19 protein-coding genes and 1 tRNA gene are annotated in these 18,875 nt (G+C 49.5%); 19 read left to right on the forward strand and 1 reads right to left on the reverse strand.

The window, feature by feature from the left end:
* Positions 1-9 precede the first annotated feature (9 nt).
* From ACFORK_RS10995 to ACFORK_RS11010, 4 genes are all read left to right on the forward strand, one after another.
* A complete protein-coding gene (locus ACFORK_RS10995; protein WP_379198671.1) occupies positions 10-279 on the forward strand; it encodes a putative Se/S carrier protein in 270 nt (89 codons plus the stop codon).
* Positions 272-1,297, forward strand: coding sequence for a mechanosensitive ion channel family protein (locus ACFORK_RS11000; protein WP_379198673.1), 1,026 nt, complete (start codon positions 272-274; stop codon positions 1,295-1,297). The genes ACFORK_RS10995 and ACFORK_RS11000 overlap by 8 nt, the downstream gene beginning before the upstream one ends.
* Positions 1,297-1,509 (forward strand): DUF951 domain-containing protein, encoded by a 213-nt coding sequence (locus ACFORK_RS11005; RefSeq protein ID WP_379198675.1) that lies wholly within the window; start codon positions 1,297-1,299, stop codon positions 1,507-1,509. Before ACFORK_RS11000 ends, ACFORK_RS11005 begins: the two co-directional genes overlap by 1 nt.
* Positions 1,510-1,552: 43 nt before the next feature.
* Positions 1,553-1,643 (forward strand) — tRNA-Ser (locus ACFORK_RS11010).
* Between the two features lie 372 nt (positions 1,644-2,015).
* On the opposite strand, the gene ACFORK_RS11015 is transcribed toward ACFORK_RS11010, so the two are convergent.
* A complete protein-coding gene (locus ACFORK_RS11015) occupies positions 2,016-2,213 on the reverse strand; it encodes a YjzC family protein (protein ID WP_379198677.1) in 198 nt (65 codons plus the stop codon).
* A 213-nt stretch (positions 2,214-2,426) separates the two neighbouring features.
* Here ACFORK_RS11015 and rpsF point away from each other — a divergent pair, with 213 nt between their 5' ends.
* The 15 genes from rpsF (at position 2,427) to ACFORK_RS11090 (ending at position 18,845) form a co-directional block, all read left to right on the forward strand.
* Positions 2,427-2,711, forward strand: coding sequence for a 30S ribosomal protein S6 (gene rpsF, locus ACFORK_RS11020; protein ID WP_025706808.1), 285 nt, complete (start codon positions 2,427-2,429; stop codon positions 2,709-2,711).
* 48 nt (positions 2,712-2,759) lie between these two features.
* Entirely contained in the window at positions 2,760-3,272 is a 513-nt protein-coding gene (ssb, locus tag ACFORK_RS11025; protein WP_379198680.1) for a single-stranded DNA-binding protein, read from the forward strand.
* 20 nt (positions 3,273-3,292) lie between these two features.
* Positions 3,293-3,565: a 30S ribosomal protein S18 gene (gene rpsR / locus ACFORK_RS11030; RefSeq protein ID WP_019914552.1), complete on the forward strand. Its 273-nt coding sequence runs from the start codon at positions 3,293-3,295 to the stop codon at positions 3,563-3,565.
* A gap of 571 nt (positions 3,566-4,136) precedes the next feature.
* Entirely contained in the window at positions 4,137-6,071 is a 1,935-nt protein-coding gene (locus ACFORK_RS11035; RefSeq protein WP_379198682.1) for an endonuclease MutS2, read from the forward strand.
* 304 nt (positions 6,072-6,375) lie between these two features.
* The gene (opp4A, locus tag ACFORK_RS11040; protein WP_379198684.1) at positions 6,376-8,103 is read left to right on the forward strand and encodes an oligopeptide ABC transporter substrate-binding protein; all 1,728 of its coding nucleotides are present in this window, start codon (positions 6,376-6,378) and stop codon (positions 8,101-8,103) included.
* A gap of 218 nt (positions 8,104-8,321) precedes the next feature.
* Positions 8,322-9,275, forward strand: a complete 954-nt coding sequence (locus ACFORK_RS11045) for a D-alanyl-D-alanine carboxypeptidase family protein (RefSeq protein WP_379198686.1) — start codon at positions 8,322-8,324, stop codon at positions 9,273-9,275.
* Positions 9,276-9,633: 358 nt separating this feature from the next.
* Positions 9,634-10,659 (forward strand): LCP family protein, encoded by a 1,026-nt coding sequence (locus ACFORK_RS11050; RefSeq protein ID WP_379198688.1) that lies wholly within the window; start codon positions 9,634-9,636, stop codon positions 10,657-10,659.
* A 191-nt stretch (positions 10,660-10,850) separates the two neighbouring features.
* Positions 10,851-11,276, forward strand: coding sequence for a CBS domain-containing protein (locus tag ACFORK_RS11055; RefSeq protein WP_379198690.1), 426 nt, complete (start codon positions 10,851-10,853; stop codon positions 11,274-11,276).
* Positions 11,277-11,451: 175 nt separating this feature from the next.
* Complete coding sequence (locus ACFORK_RS11060) at positions 11,452-11,754, forward strand: MazG-like family protein (protein WP_379199339.1); 303 nt, start codon at positions 11,452-11,454, stop codon at positions 11,752-11,754.
* Positions 11,755-11,760: 6 nt separating this feature from the next.
* Positions 11,761-12,678: a DUF2232 domain-containing protein gene (locus tag ACFORK_RS11065; protein ID WP_379198692.1), complete on the forward strand. Its 918-nt coding sequence runs from the start codon at positions 11,761-11,763 to the stop codon at positions 12,676-12,678.
* An 11-nt stretch (positions 12,679-12,689) separates the two neighbouring features.
* Positions 12,690-14,696, forward strand: coding sequence for a DHH family phosphoesterase (locus ACFORK_RS11070; RefSeq protein WP_379198694.1), 2,007 nt, complete (start codon positions 12,690-12,692; stop codon positions 14,694-14,696).
* Positions 14,693-15,139, forward strand: a complete 447-nt coding sequence (gene rplI, locus ACFORK_RS11075; RefSeq protein ID WP_379198696.1) for a 50S ribosomal protein L9 — start codon at positions 14,693-14,695, stop codon at positions 15,137-15,139. The genes ACFORK_RS11070 and rplI overlap by 4 nt, the downstream gene beginning before the upstream one ends.
* A 1-nt stretch (position 15,140) precedes the next feature.
* Entirely contained in the window at positions 15,141-16,502 is a 1,362-nt protein-coding gene (gene dnaB / locus ACFORK_RS11080; protein ID WP_379198698.1) for a replicative DNA helicase, read from the forward strand.
* Positions 16,503-16,718: 216 nt separating this feature from the next.
* Complete coding sequence (locus tag ACFORK_RS11085) at positions 16,719-18,005, forward strand: adenylosuccinate synthase (protein WP_379198700.1); 1,287 nt, start codon at positions 16,719-16,721, stop codon at positions 18,003-18,005.
* Positions 18,006-18,173: 168 nt separating this feature from the next.
* Entirely contained in the window at positions 18,174-18,845 is a 672-nt protein-coding gene (locus tag ACFORK_RS11090; RefSeq protein WP_379198702.1) for a hypothetical protein, read from the forward strand.
* Positions 18,846-18,875: the final 30 nt, after the last annotated feature.

The raw sequence follows: 18,875 nt of genomic DNA on the forward strand, positions 1-18,875 counted from the left end.
GTGAGAGCGATGGAGGATGAGATGTTGATTGCTTTTGACTCTACCCAGCAGGCGCTGCGCGCCGAAATGCTGCTTGAGTATGCAGAGCTTGAGATTGATATCTTTCCAACCCCGAAGGAGATTACAGCGGGCTGTGCGATCTCCATTCAGTTCGAAGGGGATAAGCTGGATGAGGTAAGGCATATTATTGTGGATCAACGGATTGAGATTCGTGGGATTTATGGGAAGAATACTGAAGGGTATGTTCTGATTGAAAGTGGGGGAGAACACCATGAATAGATGGGTGCTTGAAGCTACGACTGAGGGTCAGGTACAGGCTGCACTTCGTTTTAAAGATAAGATCTGGAATCTGATTACGGATGTTGAGATGTGGACCAATATATTATTCTCTGGTTTGAGACTTCTCCTTATTTTTATCCTGACAAGGGTCATTATTAAGGTAGTCTATAAGGTGATAGATCGTTCTCTTGATCGAAAAACAGGGGGAAGGCTTCTTGCGAACACCCGAAGGTTCACTACCGTAGGTGAATTGCTCAAAAATGTGGTGACGGTCATCTGCAATTTTGTGATGATCCTGCTGCTTCTTTCAGAGTTCAACTTTAATCTGGCACCGCTATTGGCCAGCGCAGGGGTTCTTGGGCTTGCGATCGGATTCGGGGCACAGAGTCTGGTGAAGGATGTCATTACCGGCTTCTTTATTATCCTGGAGGACCAGTTTGCAGTTGGCGATGTTATTCAGACGGGCACATATAAAGGGACTGTGGAGCTGATTGGACTCCGAACCACCAAGCTGCTTAGTTCTACTGGGGAGATGCATATTATCCCGAATGGCTCCATTACGAATGTTACCAACTATTCCTTGGCTAATGCACTAGCGGTAGTTGATGTACCGGTTAAAATGGAACGAAGCCTGGAGTCCACACTTGGCCTTATCGCTGAGGCGCTGAAGGGGATTGAAGAACGTAACGCCAATGTCTTGTCTTACCCTAATATACTGGGCATCCAGTCGATGAGTACCTCTGAGTATGTGATCCGTGTGGCAGCGAATTGTCTACCCAATGCCCGCGATGAGGCACAGCGACAAATCCAAAGCGATATCAAGCACGCACTGGAGAAACAATACGAACTGGAACTCGCTGAGGCCGAAGCTGAGGCGCGCGAGAAGGCCGAGTCTGAGGAATGTGCGGAAGGGGACAAGACGGCCACAGAAGCGACTGAAGAAGGTCAGAAGCCGGGTGGCGTTCAAGGGCGCCAACAGGCGGCTGCAACACTGGAAAAAGGGGAGGAAGAGAAGTAATGGAACGTAAGGTATTTCAGCTTGGTGATGTGGTACAGATGAAGAAACCTCATCCCTGTGGTACCAATGAAATGGAGATTATCCGCATGGGGATGGACATTCGTGTGAAATGCACGGGCTGCCAGCACAGCGTGCTAATTCCTCGCGCCAAGTTCGAGAAGAATCTGAAGAAGGTCCTGCGGTCAGCCGAGGGCGGGACTAGCAATAATTAGGCTTGCAATAAGACAAGCTGCATGTTAAAATAAACCTTGCTGCGGAGAGGTACCCAAGAGGCCTAAGGGGGCTGACTCGAAATCAGTTAGGCGTGTCAAAGCGTGCGTGGGTTCGAATCCCACTCTCTCCGCCATTTAGATCTTAATATCAACTATCGAAGCCTTCGTTCCCCGAACGAAGGCTTTTTTGTTTCAATTTTTTTGAAAAACGTTTTGTTGTCCCGAACAAACAAAAAGAAGGACCCGGGGGTCCTTCTTTAGGAGGCAGCACATTTTTGATGTTCGGAATTTCTCTGTCTAAGCCCTAAAGTGACGATAGGCTTCGTGCTCGCTGCCGCTTTTTTAAGGCGGCAGCTGTTACTGTTCCCAACTTACAATAGATGCTGATTCAGAATTCCAGTGATTTGGTTCGACTACGAAGTCCAACGGAACCACACCTCTCTTTTGTACTGCCTGAGAATAGTATGTGCCAGCTGAGTTTTTTTATACATCCCTTTTTAAAAAAATTAATGGACCCGTGCTTTCTCAACCTTTTTCCACTTGCGGTTCTTATTGGTGGTTTCGGGAAAGGTATCACCCTTGTCCATGTGAATTCGCTTCGGATTCTGGATCTCAGTGTGGAAGCTGCGCGCTTCTCCGACCTCTGTGTACATACCGGGGTTAGGGGCTTTATCGCCCTTTTCGTATTCTGTCTTCTCACCCATGGTTATCATCCTCCTCTTGAGTAATTAAGTCCGTCTTTATTGTGTGCGGAGAGGGAGGGGTTCATGTACAGTAGCAAAGGATTGACTGCATCCAGAATATAGCTTGCACTCGACTGTTCATTTTGGTATATTAATATGGTTCGAGTTAATGTTTGTGCTCGATCCTTGCTCCTGACTCGATCAGGGGCCGCAGACCATAAGGAGGTGAAATTTATGCGCAAATACGAAGTGATGTACATTATTCGTCCTGACATTGAACAAGAAGCCGTTCAAGCAGCAGTCGAAAAATTCCAAGGCATCATCTCCAATGGCGGGGAAATTACAAAGCACGACGTGCAAGGTAAACGCCGTCTTGCGTATGAGATCAAGAAATTCCGTGATGGCGTTTATGTTTTGGTTAACTTCACTGCAGAACCTGCAGTTGTTACCGAATTGGAACGTATCATGAAGATTTCCGACGAAGTTATTCGTTATCTCATCACGAACGACGTTGCCTAAGATTTTGACAAGCTTTGTAATCAATCGCTCTAAAGGAGGGGAACAGAATTGTTGAACCGTATCATTCTGATCGGACGGTTGACCCGTGACCCAGAACTTCGTTATACTCCCGCTGGTGTTGCCGTAACACAGTTTACGCTTGCCGTAGACCGTAACTTTACGGGCCAGAACGGTGAACGTGAGGCAGACTTCATTCCAGTTGTAACTTGGAGACAGCTTGCAGAGACCTGTGCCAATTATTTGCGCAAAGGACGTCTGGCAGCCGTAGAAGGACGCATCCAAGTACGGAATTACGAGAATAACGAAGGCAAACGTGTATACGTTACTGAAGTTATTGCCGATAATGTCCGTTTCCTGGAATCATCGCAGAACCGTGAAGGTGGAAATACTTCAAGTGGTGCAGGTATGCCTGAAGAACCATTCTATGGTGGTGGCTCTGGTAATGGCGGTAACAGTGGACGCGGAAATAACAACAATTTCTCGCGTAACAACAATACTCAAGATCCTTTTTCGGGCGATGGTAAACCGATTGATATATCGGATGATGATTTGCCATTTTAATAAGGAAGGACTGAACTGACATGGCTTTCAAACAAAGAGAAGGCGGAGACAACGACAAGAGACCAGCACGTCGTGGTGGACGCAACAAGCGTAAAAAAGTATGTTACTTCACTGTGAACAAGATTACTCACATTGATTATAAAGATACTGAGCTTCTCAAGAAATTCATCAGCGAACGCGGAAAGATTTTGCCGCGTCGTGTAACAGGCACAAGTGCAAAATACCAACGTGCTCTTACCATTGCTGTAAAACGCTCGCGTCAAATCGCGTTGCTGCCTTACACAACGGAATAGTACGCTTTACAGAGGCAGCCGGGCAACCGGCTGTCTTTTTTGTTGTGCTCAGATTGTTGTGCTCAGACTGTTGTGTTCAGGAAAGGCGCCATAACTGACGTGTTCATTGCATCGACCCGAGAAGTTTGACGTTAACTGGATAATGTAGTAAATTACAATTATCCGATAACTAAAGGGGAAATTTTGATGTTGGTGAGCGTTCTTAACTAAGCAATTTCATATCACCTGAGGAAAAGGCAGCAAGGCCCGTCTTAACAATAAGGCGTGCTCTGTTTGAGTTCGCATGTTAGCGGTCTCTGATATCCGAAGGGTGAATGAGTTAGTTAAGAACACACGAAGCGTCGAATAGCCTGTTTACGGCTGTTGTTCTCTTTGTATTTAACCGTGCTCTTGCAGCACGGTTTTTTTGGTTCCATGGCCTCTGCAGCAGTTATGCAGTGTCCACAGGAGCTTAACAAAGGACAAAAGCTGGAAATGAGGGCAAGGACTGCCGTAGTGGCATTCTTTGCCCTTTTTTGCGTTGTGGGACAGTTAGGGACGAAGTGAAAGCAAGCCAAAGGAGGCAGGTAGCTTGGATAGACAAAGTATGGACACATTGGAATACAGATCTATTAAAGAGGAGCTTGGACATCACGCGGTTTCTTATGTTGGGAAGTGTTATGTTCAGGAATTGGCACCGATGAAGAACCTTGTGGGGATAAGGAGAGCGCTTGAAGAAACTGAAGAGGCCAGAGCTCTTCTGGATAGAGGGGCAAGTGTCCCCATTCCTTCGCTGGAAGGCATGGAATGGCTTATGTCCCTGATAGGAACAGGATATCTTTACAGTGAGAAGGATTTCACGGCGGTGGCCACTTTTCTGAACAGTTGCAGTCAGCTGCGCAAATATATGGCCTCCAAGGAGCAAATCGCTCCACGGATTGGCGCTTATGCGTCCTCGCTGATGGAGCTAAGGCAGGTACAGGATGAAATTAACCGCTGCATTCGTTTTGGTGCCATTGATGATGGAGCCAGTAAGGGGCTGGAACGGGCGCGAAAACGTCTGAAGGCGACCCGGCTGCGTCTGCAAAGAAAAATTGAGGGGATTATGTCCCGTCACCAGTCTATTTTGCAGGAACAGCTTTTCAGTATGCGTAACGGTCGATATGTCATACCAGTGAAACGGGAGTATCACAAGCAAGTCAAAGGGAGTGTGCTGGATCAGTCCACAAGTGGGCAGACAGTCTACGTGGAGCCTGATGAGGTGGCAGCGCTCCAGAACGAGCTGGATCTGCTGTCGGCAGAAGAAGCACGCGAGGAGGCCATAATTTTGAGCATGCTGACTGGTCTTGTAGAGGGGGAACAGGAAGCGCTACGGCTGAATATTGAGGTCACCGGGACGTATGATTTCATCTTCGCCAAAGCCAAATATGCCCGGAGTATCGGGGGAATCGCCGTTAAGCTGAATGAGCAAGGGGTTCTGGTCATGAACGGTGGACGGCATCCGCTGCTTAAAGAGATGATTCCCATCAACCTGAGCGTTGGCAGTGGCTATCAATCCCTGATTGTGACTGGACCTAATACGGGCGGGAAAACGGTGGTGCTTAAGACATTAGGCCTGCTGACGCTTATGGTACAATCTGGCCTGCTGATTCCGGTGGCGGAAGACAGCGAGTTTCCTATTTTCACCGAGATCATGAGCGTAATTGGAGATGGACAGAGTCTGGCGCAATCGCTCAGCACATTCTCGGCACAGATGAAGAGTATTGAAGGTATGCTGCGACATGCCGGGAAGGGCGTTCTGTTGTTGATTGACGAACTGTCGGCAGGTACTGACCCCGGGGAAGGGATCGCCCTCTCCATCGCGATTCTGGAAGAGCTGAGCCGCCAAGGGGCGAATATCATCGTCACTACTCATTATAATGAGTTGAAAAGCTTTGCCGCAGCCACTCCCGGATTTCAGAATGCACGAATGGAGTTTGACAAAGACACATTGCAGCCATTATATCGGCTAACCATCGGTGAAGCGGGTGAAAGCTATGCCTTGCAAATTGCAGAGAAGCTTGGTATTCGGGCCGAGGTGATCCGTCGTTCTCGGCAAATTGTAGAAGCACAGCAGGGGCAAGATCAGGAGACTACCATTCCATGGAATACCAAGCTTGTAAACCAAGCCAATGAGAAGGCACAGATAACGGGGAATGAGAATAAGAAAGGGTCGGAGGGCCAACAGCTTCAAGCTCCAAAACGGGATTTTGAAATAGGAGATGCCGTATTTGTTAGCTCGCTGGGGAGAACAGGTATTGTCTGCGCACCACGAGATTCGCTAGGGATGGTCGGCATAATGATTCAGAAACAGCGCCTAAGCGTCAATCATAAACGTCTTAAGCCGTACATTTCGAAGGAGGAGCTGTATCCGGAGGATTACGATATGGATATTATTTTTGAGAGCAAGGAGAACCGCAAGAAACGCAAGCTGATGAGCCGCAAGCACGTGGAAGGACTGACTGTCGAGCTGAAAGAGGATCGATAAAAAAACAACAAAGTTACAAGGGTCTGCCTGACGGGGCAGGCTCTTTTTCTCGCTATTTTGCCAAGGCGCGAGGTGTATTGGCTAAATTATAGGCTTCACTTTGCCGGGATTATTGTATATATTCTACTATAGTATGAGTATAGTGGTGACTACTAAACATTTTTAACAGACATATATTGAATTGACCAATGGTTTATTCTTCTTTAGAGGAGCGCCCCGTTATAATCCAAGGGGGTACTTTGTCTTTCATCCATCCTGTCACAGACATCTAAGGCATCACAGAATAAGAGAAGGGAAGGAACATATGATTAACAAGAGAAGAAGCGGGGTCACGCTGTGGCTGCTTATGATAGCAGTAGCAGTCCTGGTGTCCGCGTGCAGCGGAGGGGACTCCAGTAGTACTCTATCTGTTGCAAGCCACTCGGAAGCGGCAGAAAAGCCACAGGCGGGCGGTATTGTTACGTACGGATATGCTTCGCCGTTCCAGGGTCTATTTGAGCCTGCATTCTATGAAGGTGAAGATGATTATAATGTATTGCAATTCAGCACAGAAGCGATGTTCACCATAGAGGATGACTTATCAACGAAGCCGAATATCGCCACTTGGATGGAATCGGAGGATCACAAAGTATTCACTTTCAAGATCAAGCCGGGTATCCGTTGGCACAACGGGGATGAGTTGACGGTGGAGGACTGGAAGTTTGCACTGGAAACGATTGCAAGTCCCGACTACACAGGTTCACGTTATTATAGTGTGGAAATGATCCAGGGAGTGGAGGCTTATCATACCAGCAAGGCTAAGGAAATCTCCGGCATTAAGGTAGTTGATCCCTATACCATTCGAATTACGATGGCGACTGCACGGGTGAACTCGATCGACAATTTGTGGCCATACCCGATGAATAAGAAATACTTCACAGACGTTGAGGTCAAGAACATGCCGGACAGTGACCAGGTGCGGAAGCATCCCATCGGCATTGGTCCGTTTGAGATTACTGAGATCCAGCCTGGCCAGCTCGTGGAGCTGAAGCGTTTTGACAATTACTATCAGGGAAAAGCGCATTTGGATGGTGTACTGTACAAAGTGTCCGATGAGAAAATGATCACCAGTTTGTTCGAACAAGGTGAAGTTGATATCGAGACGGTGCCCCGCGATGCTTTTGAGAGCCTGAGCAAGCTGGATACTGTGGTTCTATTGCAGACACCGGAGCTATCGTATGAATATATCGGGTTCAAATTTGGACACTGGGATAACGATGCGCAGAAGATTGTCATGGATAATCCGAAATTCAAGGATAAAAGGTTACGGCAGGCTATGTACTACGCTCTGGACCGTCAAGGTATTATCAATGCCTATTCCTATGGGCTGGGCCGACTTATTGAAACACCGATTCCAAGAAGCAGTTGGGCCAAAATCCCGGATTCTGAGATCAATACGTATCCGTACTCGCCTGAGAAGGCCAAGGAGCTGCTGGATCAAGCAGGTTATTTGGATAGCGACGGGGACGGATGGCGTGAAGATCCGCAGGGCAATAAATTCAAAATCCACTATGATGCAATGATCGGTAGCTCAATGGCTGGGCCACGCACAGCGGCTATTATCCAAAACTGGCGGGATGTTGGACTGGATGTTCGATTGAGCGATGGAGGTCTCAAGGAGTATAATGCCTTCTACGATGCGGTAGAAAATGATGACCCCTCTATTGAAATGTTCAACGGAGTGTGGGGTCTAGCCAGTGATCCTGATCCATCTGGTCTGTGGCGGGAGAATGACCTGTGGAACTACCCAAGATGGTCATCACAGCGGAATGAAGAGCTAATTCGTGACGGAATTAGTATGAAATCTTATGATAAAGAATACCGTAAACAAGTGTACTATAAGTGGCAAAAAATGATTAATGAAGAAGTGCCGATGATCTTCTTCGCCGAACGGGAGACCATAACCGCAGTTAACAAGCGCCTGCAGGGCGTACGGGTCAACTCAATGGGCAATATTATTGAACCACAGAAATGGTGGATCAAGGAAGAATAGGGGCTGTGTCCCTGTCACTTAACCGCAAGCCGGGCTTTTGATATTAACCGGTTTGCGGTTTTTGTATTTTTATGGCGGTTATACGTTTCTTACCCGCATCATTTTGGTGAAAAGTAGGTATCCGAGGGGAATTTACCAAAAAAATATTTATTTTTTTCAAAAAATATGAAATCAAAATGGTGTTTCATTCGTCATATATATTATGGAGGATGACGACGATGAAGAGACGGAGCATAATATGGGCCTTAGTAGCCCTGCTAATCGTTGCCATACTTGTAGTGAGCCGACCGGAAGGTCTGGGGTTCAGGCCGCGCATTGACGCCAGCGCGGCTGTACTGCTGGATATGGAGAGCGACAGCATATGGATGGAATCGAACGGTGACAAGGCGATGCCCACAGCGAGTGTGACGAAGCTAATGACAGAGATGATTGTGCTGGATCGCATCTCCTCAGGAGCCATCCACTGGGACGACAAGATAACGGTTAGCCCCTATGCGGGATCTCTAGGGGGCGCAACACTATCCCTCAAACGGGGGGAAACTTATACGGTAAGAGAGCTGTTCGAAGGGATCACAGTGTATTCTGCGAATGATGCTGCTGTAGCTTTGGCTGAATATACGGCTGGTTCGGAGAACGCGTTCGTGGGGCTGATGAATGAGAAGGCCCGTAGCCTGGGGTTGTCGCCAGGTACGATTTTCACCAATGCCTCCGGGCTGGCATCGAGTGAACTAGGACCGAGCCGTCCGCCGGGATATGTTAGCGGCGAGACCTTGATGACAGCCAAGGACACGGCAAGGCTAGCGGCAGCTCTGATCCGCAGCCATCCCGAGGTGCTGAATGCCAGCAGCCGGACACAGATGCAGCTGAAGGCCAAGGGGCTGTATGCCAGCAATACCAACCTGATGCTGCCTGCCATGGGCGGAGCGTTTGCCTATGCCGGAACGGATGGTTTGAAGACCGGATATGATATCCGATCCGGCTACTGCATCGCAGGAACGGCTCAGCGTGACGGGCACCGGCTGATTGCCGTTGTGCTGGGGGCGGAGACCAGTCAGAGTCGTTTTGAAGCCGCAACGAGGCTGTTTAACCATGGATTTTACAAAAGTTTGCCGACCGGGGAGAGAGTGAAGCATATCCTGCATGCGACCTTTTCCTTACTGAGCTGGAGATAAAGCATCATGCCGATTTACATCATCGGTATGGTGCTTTACCACTAATACTGCCGTTTTTTGTTGTTTCTTTTTGGGCGCATAGTGATTACAATAGAAATATTGTTCTACAGGCAGACTCGAAGGAGAGCAATTTACATTTCCGGCCAAGCTTGAAGTCCAATGAAATTCCTAACGTTTATTTAATAATTGGTATGACCCTATTTCCGGAAAGGGGGAACAATAAGGCAACCGAATAGGGACAACTATCATTACAGCCGGAGAAGTCCTATCATGGGCGCCTGTGTTAGATGCAAAGGCGGCCATTGCCCATATATTGTTATTCGTTATTCTTTTATTCCACAATAAAGAAGGTCAAATCATGAAAAAGTTGAAAAAACGATATATCGCGTTAATTGTACTTGTGGTTCTCGTGACCGGGGGCTTCCTGTTCCGTAAACCTTTAATGGTGCTTGCGTTCGATTTGTTCCTCTCCGATCAAGTGGAGAGCAAGCTGGTAGAGAAATCCTATCAGCCTTTGGTGAATGACGACAAGCCCAAGCCGGAGCCTATCGTGTATAAAAATGATCCGTTCTCCCTTATGCTGCTGGGAACAGACCAGCGCGGTAATGAGACCGCACGGTCGGACAGCATGATCTACGCGGTGGTTCGCCCGGAGGATTACAAGATCCTGCTGGTCTCGATTCCGCGTGACACATATACGGAGATCATCGGGCATAACCGCAATAAGAAAGACAAGATCAACCATGCCTTTGCTTTTGGTGGCCAACAAATGGCCAAGGATACGCTGGAGGCCTTGCTGGGACATGATATCCAATATTATGCCACGATTAATTTCCAGGGGCTGAAGGACGCTGTTGATGCTATCGGCGGGGTGCCGCTGCCCATCAAGAAAGATATAGTTAACAAAGGCAAGGACCATGAGAAATTCACGATCAAGGGTGGCAAGTCGAATTACAACGGTGAAGAGGCACTGAACTATACCCGCTACCGTGAAGATAGCGACTTTAACCGGACTAAACGCCAGCAAGTGTTCATCGATGTGGTCGCGAATAAGATGCTGTCGATCAGCCAGATCGGCAACATTCCGGAGTTGCTCGATATTATGGGTGACAACTTCAAGACGGATATCGAGCCTTCCATGATTCTTGGTTTGGCCAAGAAGTTCATGGGTGGCAAGGAAATGGATATCTCCAGCTTCACGGTCATGGGTGAAAGTAAGCGTATAGACGGTATTTCTTATGACATTGTAGACCAAAAGGATTTGGATCAAGCTAAGCTGATGATCGATAACTGGATCAATGCGGGTACGCCAGCAGATCAGCTGATTCAGCCGGGTAAGGCTGGAAACGCGCTGGAGCCGAAGTCTACACCAACAGCAGAATAATTCTAATAAATTCATACCATAAGTTGAAAAAAGCAGCAGCCATTCATAATGTTAGTGGCTGCTGCTTGCTGTCTTCATGGTATAATGAGCTGGAACTATTCATGAGTTTCTGCGTATAATTACGGTGGCCCTATGACAAGGGGAAGGTTAGGCACGTTATTCCTTCGGAAATCTTTGAGGAGGATCAAGACATGAACATTGCATTTTTTCTGCTCCCGAAGCAGGAGGTGGCTTGTGTTACGCTGGACTCTACACTGCGGCAAACGCTGGAGAGGATGGAGCATCACCGTTATACAGCCATCCCCATACTGAACAGGAACGGAGAATACGCTGGAACGGTCACAGAAGGTGATCTGCTCTGGTATCTTAAGGATTCGGAAGGCAAGGTAACATTCGAGAACGCCTCCAAATATCAGCTTAAGGATGTACCACTCAGAATGAACAATAAGCCTGTATCCATTGAAGCGGATATGGAGGACCTGATCAACTTGGCCAAGATCCAGAATTTTGTGCCAGTCGTCGATGATATGAACCGGTTCATTGGCATTGTCCGCCGCAGCCAGATCATAGAATACTGTGAGAAGTTTGTCTCGCGGCAGTCACAGGAATCGTTATAACTAGCTTATCTTAGTCAGCCGAGAGAGCGAAACCAAGGCCTGTATTTCCGGCACCAGCGGAATGCGGGCCTTTTTTGGAAGTGCCGCTGCCGCCGGAGGGTTTGTGTGACCGCGATTTTTTTATGCTATAATGGAGAATAAAGCTTTTAGCCGGAGGTAGAGAGACGTGCCCAATGTGCCGAAGGATCTGGATGTAGCCAAACGCGCCAAGGTGATTGAATGGCTGAAAACCGAAGTAATTGATCAAGTCTCGCGGTTATTTAAAGCCTTATGGGAGGGTAGTACGACCCGTGTAGGTGACAGTCTGGCAAGCTTGCTTATGAGTTCTTACATTCTTGGGCGCAGACTCGGCATTTCTTATCGTGAAATGGATGATCTGCTGCTGGAGAAGCTAAGGAAACACCGCCAGGAAGGTCATCAACTGGAAGACTGGTACCAGGATATATCCGCATTAGAAGACCATATGCGTAAGAGGTGAATACTTTTGAAATTTCGTTGGACATCGGTGGCGTGGAGTATTGCTTATTTGCTCCTGCTGCTATCTCTATCGACCCCGCTGCTCATTATCACCACATTATTTATGATTGTTCCGGCTGTAGTGCTGTTCACCAGCCTCAGTACCAAGCAGTTTATTCTGCATGTAGTGCCGGTTCTGCTGATTATTGCTTTAATTACCCCGGTATATTTATTGATTGCGCTCTATTTCTTGATTCCCGCTCTGGTGATGGGCAGATGGTACAAAAGGCGTGCTTCGGCAATGTCCACCCTGCTGGCAGGGACAGTCACCATTCTTGGTGAGTTCTTGCTTATGCTCCTTCTGGGAACAACGCTGTTCCATTTTGACCTGACTGGCTATGTGAATGATGTGCTGGAAATGGTGACTTCACCAATGTCGCAGCTCGGCACGACCAATCCACTTCTGAACGATCTGAGCTTTTCGTCTGAAGATGTGCGGATGATCAGTCATATGACGATCCAGATGATTCCGATGACACTTATTGTCAGCTCCTTCATGATTGCTGTTATTACCCACTCCATTGTCCGTCCTATCCTGAACAGCATGGATTATGCGGTTCCGAAGCTCAAGCCTGCACGGGAATGGAGACTGCCGAGATCTTTTATCTGGTACTATCTGATTGGAATTGTGATTCAACTGATGTTCTCGGGTTCAAAAAACAACTATATGCTCATGATCGCCGCCAATCTGCTGCCACTTTTGCGAATCGGCTTTATGATTCAGGCCATCGGATTCTTCTTCTTTCTGGCGCATGAACGGAAATGGAATAAAGTGATGCCAATTTTGCTGGCGGTTCCTGTTATCTTGCTTCCGCCGCTACGGATCATCGGTATCATTGATCTGGTGTTCCCGCTGCGCGAGCTTGTGACGAAATCGAAACGATAGGGTGAGAGGTCATGCCTAAATTTCTGCAACGACGCTGGCACGGCTATCATACCGTCTGGGCGTTCATGCTGCTGCTGGTTCTTATCATAATCGTGAGCATCTATAACTGGGCTCTGGGGATCGTCAGCCTGTTTCTGGCAGGCACCTTGTGCTTCACGATGCTGAAGGCGGAGATCTCATTCCGCCGGAATCTGGTGGAGTATATCAACGGTCTGTCGTTTCGCATCAAGCGGATAGAAGGGGAAGCGGTCAGTATGCTGCCGCTCGGGATTATCCTCTATAGCGAGGACCGCACGGTAGAATGGCACAACCGGAATGCGGGCGATATCTTTGCCCGTAAGTCACTGGTTGGGGAGTCGCTTCAGGAACTCCTTCCCGATCTGATGCCTTCCCTCGCAGGAAGCGCACAGGGGAAGCGTGAAGTTGTCAAAGACGGGGCGGTAAAGGACCACCGTGTGGAGATTACCGTGGATGAGCGGTATTACCAGGTGGTGATAATCCCAAGTGAGCGCCTGCTCTATCTATATGAGATTACCGAGCTTGTTGTTCTGCGTGAACGTTATGAGGGCGAGAAGCTTGCCCTAGGTATAGTAATGATGGACAATCTGGACGAGTCGGCGCAGGGGATGGATGACCAGCAGCGGACCTCACTGATTGCCAAGGTAACGAGCGAGATTACTGAGTGGAGCAAGGAGTATGAGGTATACCTGCGGAGGCTTTCATCAGAGCGGTACCTCATGCTGCTGAATCACCGCAGCCTGCAGGCACTGGAGGAGAGCAGGTTCGTCATTCTCGACGAAGTGCGGGAGATGACCGCTGATCTGAAGGTGCCGATGACGCTGAGCATCGGGCTGGCCTTCGGGGCAGACTCTGCGAGCGAGCTTGGGGCGCTGGCCCAGTCCAGCCTGGACATGGCGCTGGGGCGGGGCGGCGATCAGGCGGCCGTCAAGTCCGGCCAGCGGCTGTCCTTCTACGGCGGCAAGAGCAACGCCGCAGAGAAGCGGACTCGGGTGCGTGCGCGGGTTATCGCCCACGCACTGCGTGATTTGATGCAGGAGAGCGACCGGGTGCTGATTATGGGGCACCGGACGCCAGACATCGATGCCGTCGGGGCATCGATTGGCCTGCTCAAGGCCGCGCAGATGTACAACGTGGAGGCCAACATTGTGCTGGAAGGGCCTAACCCGTCCATCACGCGTATGTTGGAACAGATCCGCAAGGATGAGGAGCTGCACAAGTCTTTCATCTCCACGGAGCAAGCTTTGCAGATCATGACGGAGCATACCCTGCTGATTGTGGTGGATACCCACAAGGCATCGATGACGATGGAACCACGGCTTGTGCAACACGCCAGCCGGATTGTGGTTGTCGATCACCACAGGCGGGGCGAGGAATTCATCAACGAAGCTGTGCTCGTGTACCTGGAGCCATATGCTTCCTCCACCTGCGAGCTTGTCACGGAGCTATTGCAATACATCCATGACAAGGTTCAGCTAAGCCCGCTGGAAGCGACGATGCTGCTGGCGGGAATCACGGTGGACACCAAGCATTTTGCGCTCCATACCGGATCGCGCACCTTCGAAGCCGCAGGGTTTCTGCGCCGGATCGGCGCGGATACGATCCTTATCCAGCGAATGCTGAAAGAGGATCTGGAAGAATACATCTCTAAGGCGGAGATTATCAAGCATGCGCGGATGGTCTACGACCATATTGCGCTGGTAGTGACTCAGCCGGGGATGAAGATTCCCCAGCTTCTAATTGCACAGACGGCGGATACGCTGCTGGGCATGACCAATGTGGTAGCGTCCTTCGTCATCAGCGAGCGGCCTGACGGCCTGATCGGTATCAGCGCCCGTTCACTTGGGCGGATGAATGTGCAGGTCGTAATGGAGAAGCTGGGCGGAGGCGGGCATTTATCGAATGCCGCCGTCCAATTGGAAGGGAACTGCAAGGAAGCAGAGGCCAGACTGCTTAAGGTGCTGGCAGAAATTGAAGCGAAAGAGGGTCTGTTCGAATGAAGGTCATTTTCTTAAAAGATGTTAAGGGACAAGGTAAAAAAGGTCAGGTTAAAGAGGTATCTGAAGGCTACGCTACTAACTTCCTATTGCCACGCGGTCTGGTTCGCCCAGCTACGGAGGGCAATGTGAAGGTGCTGGAGAATCAGGCTGCTGCTGAACAGCGCCGCAAGGATAACGAGAAGGAAGAAGCTCAGAACCTTGGCAAGAAGCTGGACGAGCTGACGCTGACTATGAAGGCCAAAGCTGGCGAAGGTGGCCGCTTGTTCGGTGCTATTACCAGCAAACAGATTGCAGAAGCCTTGGCTTCCGCAAACGGCATCACCGTGGATAAACGCAAAATTGAGTTGAACGAACCTATTCGTCATCTGGGCGTAACCCAGGTAAGTGTGAAGCTGCATACGGAAGTAAAAGCTACGCTTAAGGTTCAGGTAACGGAGGAGTAAGATGGGCGGAGATCTCTTTTTCGATCGGATTCCCCCGCAGAATCTGGAGGCAGAGCAGGCTGTCATCGGCGCGATTCTACTCCAGGACGAGGCGTTAATTACCGCAATGGAGCGGGTGAACACCGAAGACTTCTACGATAAACCGCATCAGATGATCTTTGAAGCGATGGTGCAGCTCGGAGAAGAGAGCCAGCCGATTGACCTTGTTACGCTGACCGCCAAGCTGCAGGATAAGGGCGAGCTTGAGGATATCGGAGGTGTCAGCTACTTGGCTAAGCTGGCACATGCGGTGCCGACTGCGGCCAACGTGGATTATTACGCACAGATTATCGAAGAGAAGGCGATGCTGCGACGGTTGATTCGTACAGCGACGCAAATTGTGAGCGAGGGGTATACGGGCGGCGAAAATGTCGGTGATATGCTGAGCGATGCCGAGCGGAGGATTCTGGAAATCTCCAACCGCCGCAGCGGCAGCGGGTTCGTCGCCATCCGCGATGTCCTGATGGAAGTCTTCGAGCGGGTTGAGGTGCTCCATCAGAATAAGGGTAACACCTCAGGAATCCCTTCCGGGTTCGCCGATCTGGACAAGATGACGAACGGCTTCCAGCGGAATGACCTTATCATCGTAGCGGCACGTCCTTCCGTAGGGAAGACGGCCTTTGCGCTCAACATCGCCCAGAACGTCGCGGTTCGTGCCAAAGAGACCGTTGCTATTTTCAGTCTGGAGATGGGTGCAGCCCAACTCGTACAGCGGATGATTTGTGCCGAGGCGAACCTGGATGCCAACCTTATGCGTACTGGTGACTTCAAAAGCGACGATGATTGGTCCAAGCTGACAATGGGAATTCAGTCCTTGTCAGAGGCTGAGATCTATATTGATGACACGGCGGGGATTACAGTCACGGATATTCGTTCCAAATGCCGTCGGTTGAAAAAGGAAAAAGGACTTGGCATGATCCTGATCGATTATCTACAGCTGATTCAAGGGCGCGGCAAGGCCGGCGAGAACCGTCAGCAGGAAGTCTCGGAAATCTCCCGGACCCTGAAGATGATTGCCCGTGAGCTGGATGTGCCGGTTATTGCACTGTCACAGCTCAGTCGTGGTGTGGAACAGCGCCAGGATAAACGACCGATGATGAGTGACTTGCGGGAATCGGGTTCTATCGAGCAGGATGCCGATATCGTTGCCTTCCTGTATCGTGACGATTATTACAACCAGGAGACCGAGAAGAAGAACATTATCGAGATTATCATTGCCAAGCAGCGTAACGGACCAGTGGGTACGGTAGAGCTGGTATTCCTTAAGAATTTCAACAAGTTCGTCAACTATGAGCGAGCTCATGCAGAACCATTTGCAGGTTAAACCTAATTCTGACAATACCCGAACGATTGTACATTTCGATGTATAATCGTTCGTTTTTATTTGACTTTAAAAATGACGACTGGTACACTGATTATTGTGCTTTAACGGGAAAAACCGCTGAAGCACCCGCAAGGGCTGCGTACATAATATCATTGTTAAGGGCCCATATTATGAAAAATAATGGTGCTGTTTGTGAGCACCTACGGAGGAATGAACATGTCAACAGTAGTCGTCGTGGGAACACAATGGGGAGACGAAGGTAAAGGGAAAATCACTGACTTTCTGGCGGAGAGCGCAGATGTGGTCGCCCGGTATCAGGGGGGCAACAATGCCGGTCACACGATTCTGATTGACGGTAAGAAGTTCAAGTTGAGCCTTATTCCATCAGGTGTATTTTATAAAGAGAAGACTTGCGTGATCGGCAACGGGATGGTTATCAACCCGGCAGCGCTGATCGAGGAAATTAATTATATTCATGAGAACGGCTTTGACACAGAGAATCTGGTTATTAGCGATCGTGCTCACGTAATCATGCCATATCATATGTTGCTTGACGCACTGGAAGAGGACCGTAAAGGCCCGAACAAAATCGGAACTACCCGCAAAGGGATCGGCCCTTGCTACATGGATAAAGCTGCCCGTAACGGTATCCGGATTGCAGATCTGATGGATGCTGAAGAGTTCGAATTACGCCTGCGCCATCTGGTGACAGAGAAGAATCAGATCATTACTCAAGTCTATGGGGCGGAAGCACTGGACGTTGAGGAAATTCTGACCCAATACCTCGGCTATGCTGAAGTGCTGCGCAAGTATGTGACAGACACCTCGGTTGTCTTGAATGATGCCATCGATAACGACTCCAAAGTGCTGTTCGAAGGCGCACAAGGGGTTATGTTGGATATCGACCAAGGTACGTATCCGTTCGTAACTTCCTCTAACCCATCCGCAGGTGGCGTGTGCATTGGCTCCGGCGTGGGTCCATCGAAGATTCAACAAGTTATTGGGGTAGCCAAATCTTACACTACCCGTGTTGGAGACGGCCCGTTCCCAACTGAACTGAACGATGCTATCGGTGATACGATCCGCGAGACCGGACATGAGTACGGTACTGTTACAGGTCGTCCTCGCCGTGTAGGTTGGTTCGACAGCGTCGTGGTACGTCATGCTCGTCGGGTTAGCGGAATTACCGGCTTGTCTTTGAACTCCTTGGACGTTCTGAGCGGTCTTGAGACGGTTAAAATCTGCACAGGCTACAAATACCGTGGCGAGATCATCACACACTACCCTGCAAGCCTGAAGATGCTGGCTGAATGCGAAGCAGTGTATGAAGAGCTGCCAGGCTGGAGCGAGGATATTACAGGTGCGAAGACGCTGGCTGATCTTCCTGAGAACACTCGCAAATATGTTGAGCGTGTATCGGAGCTGACAGGTATTCCGATTGCGATCTTCTCCGTAGGACGCAACCGTGAACAGACAAATCAAGTATTGCCAATCTATATCTAATGTCAAAGGGGCCTCTTTAGAGGCTTCTTTTTTTGTTGTCTTTTTCCTGATTTCATAGCTACCTCAAGGTTTCCCGAGGCCTGTTCCCGTCAATACTGGAGAGATGGATGTAGAAGCGGCATGATCCTTAGGGATCAGCGTTGAACAGACACTAAGGGAGTGGTAAATATGAGACTGGTAAAACGTACGCTAGCCGTATGCATGATTGTCGTGCTGGCAAGCACCCTTTCAATCCTGACGACGGGGGTTGTGGTGAATGCCTACATTCAATCGGTGCTGGCGAGCTTTGACATCAAGCTGGAAAAGCCTGCACCTGGCATTGTCGGGATGATGCGGAGCCTGATGGGGACGAAGGAAAAGCCTGCTGTGGCAGAAGCTGTGAACGGGGACAAGGGTAAAGCGACACAGGATAAGGGCAAGAGTGGTAGCAACAAGGATACGCCAAAACCATCAAGTTCCCCGGCCAGTGGCGACAAGCCCACGGAGGAGAAGGTACCAGAGGATGCGCTCCCTGTCATGGGGCAGATTGCTGGCGAGTCCGCAGATGCCCAGAACCAAGGGGGAAGTGCCCTGGACCAGCAATTGGTGATGACCCCGGAGGCTATGCGTGATCTGAAGGACAATTTGCCGTCTGCAGAGAAGGTTAACATTTTCAATATCCTGATGAACAAGCTGCCACAGGAGGAAATGCAGAAGATCTCCGTTATGATGGAGGACGGACTGACGGAGGCGGAGGTCAAGGAAATTCAGGCGGTTATCGCCAAGTATGTGGACCCCAAGGAATATAATGAGTTGATGAAAATGCTTACTCCTACGGTGCCGGAAACTTCGCTGCACTGAAATCTGTCATTATTTGGACACGAAATTACC

It is taken from the genome of Paenibacillus sp. GCM10012306 (assembly GCF_042649265.1).
In the GTDB taxonomy this organism is placed as follows: domain Bacteria; phylum Bacillota; class Bacilli; order Paenibacillales; family Paenibacillaceae; genus Paenibacillus_AQ.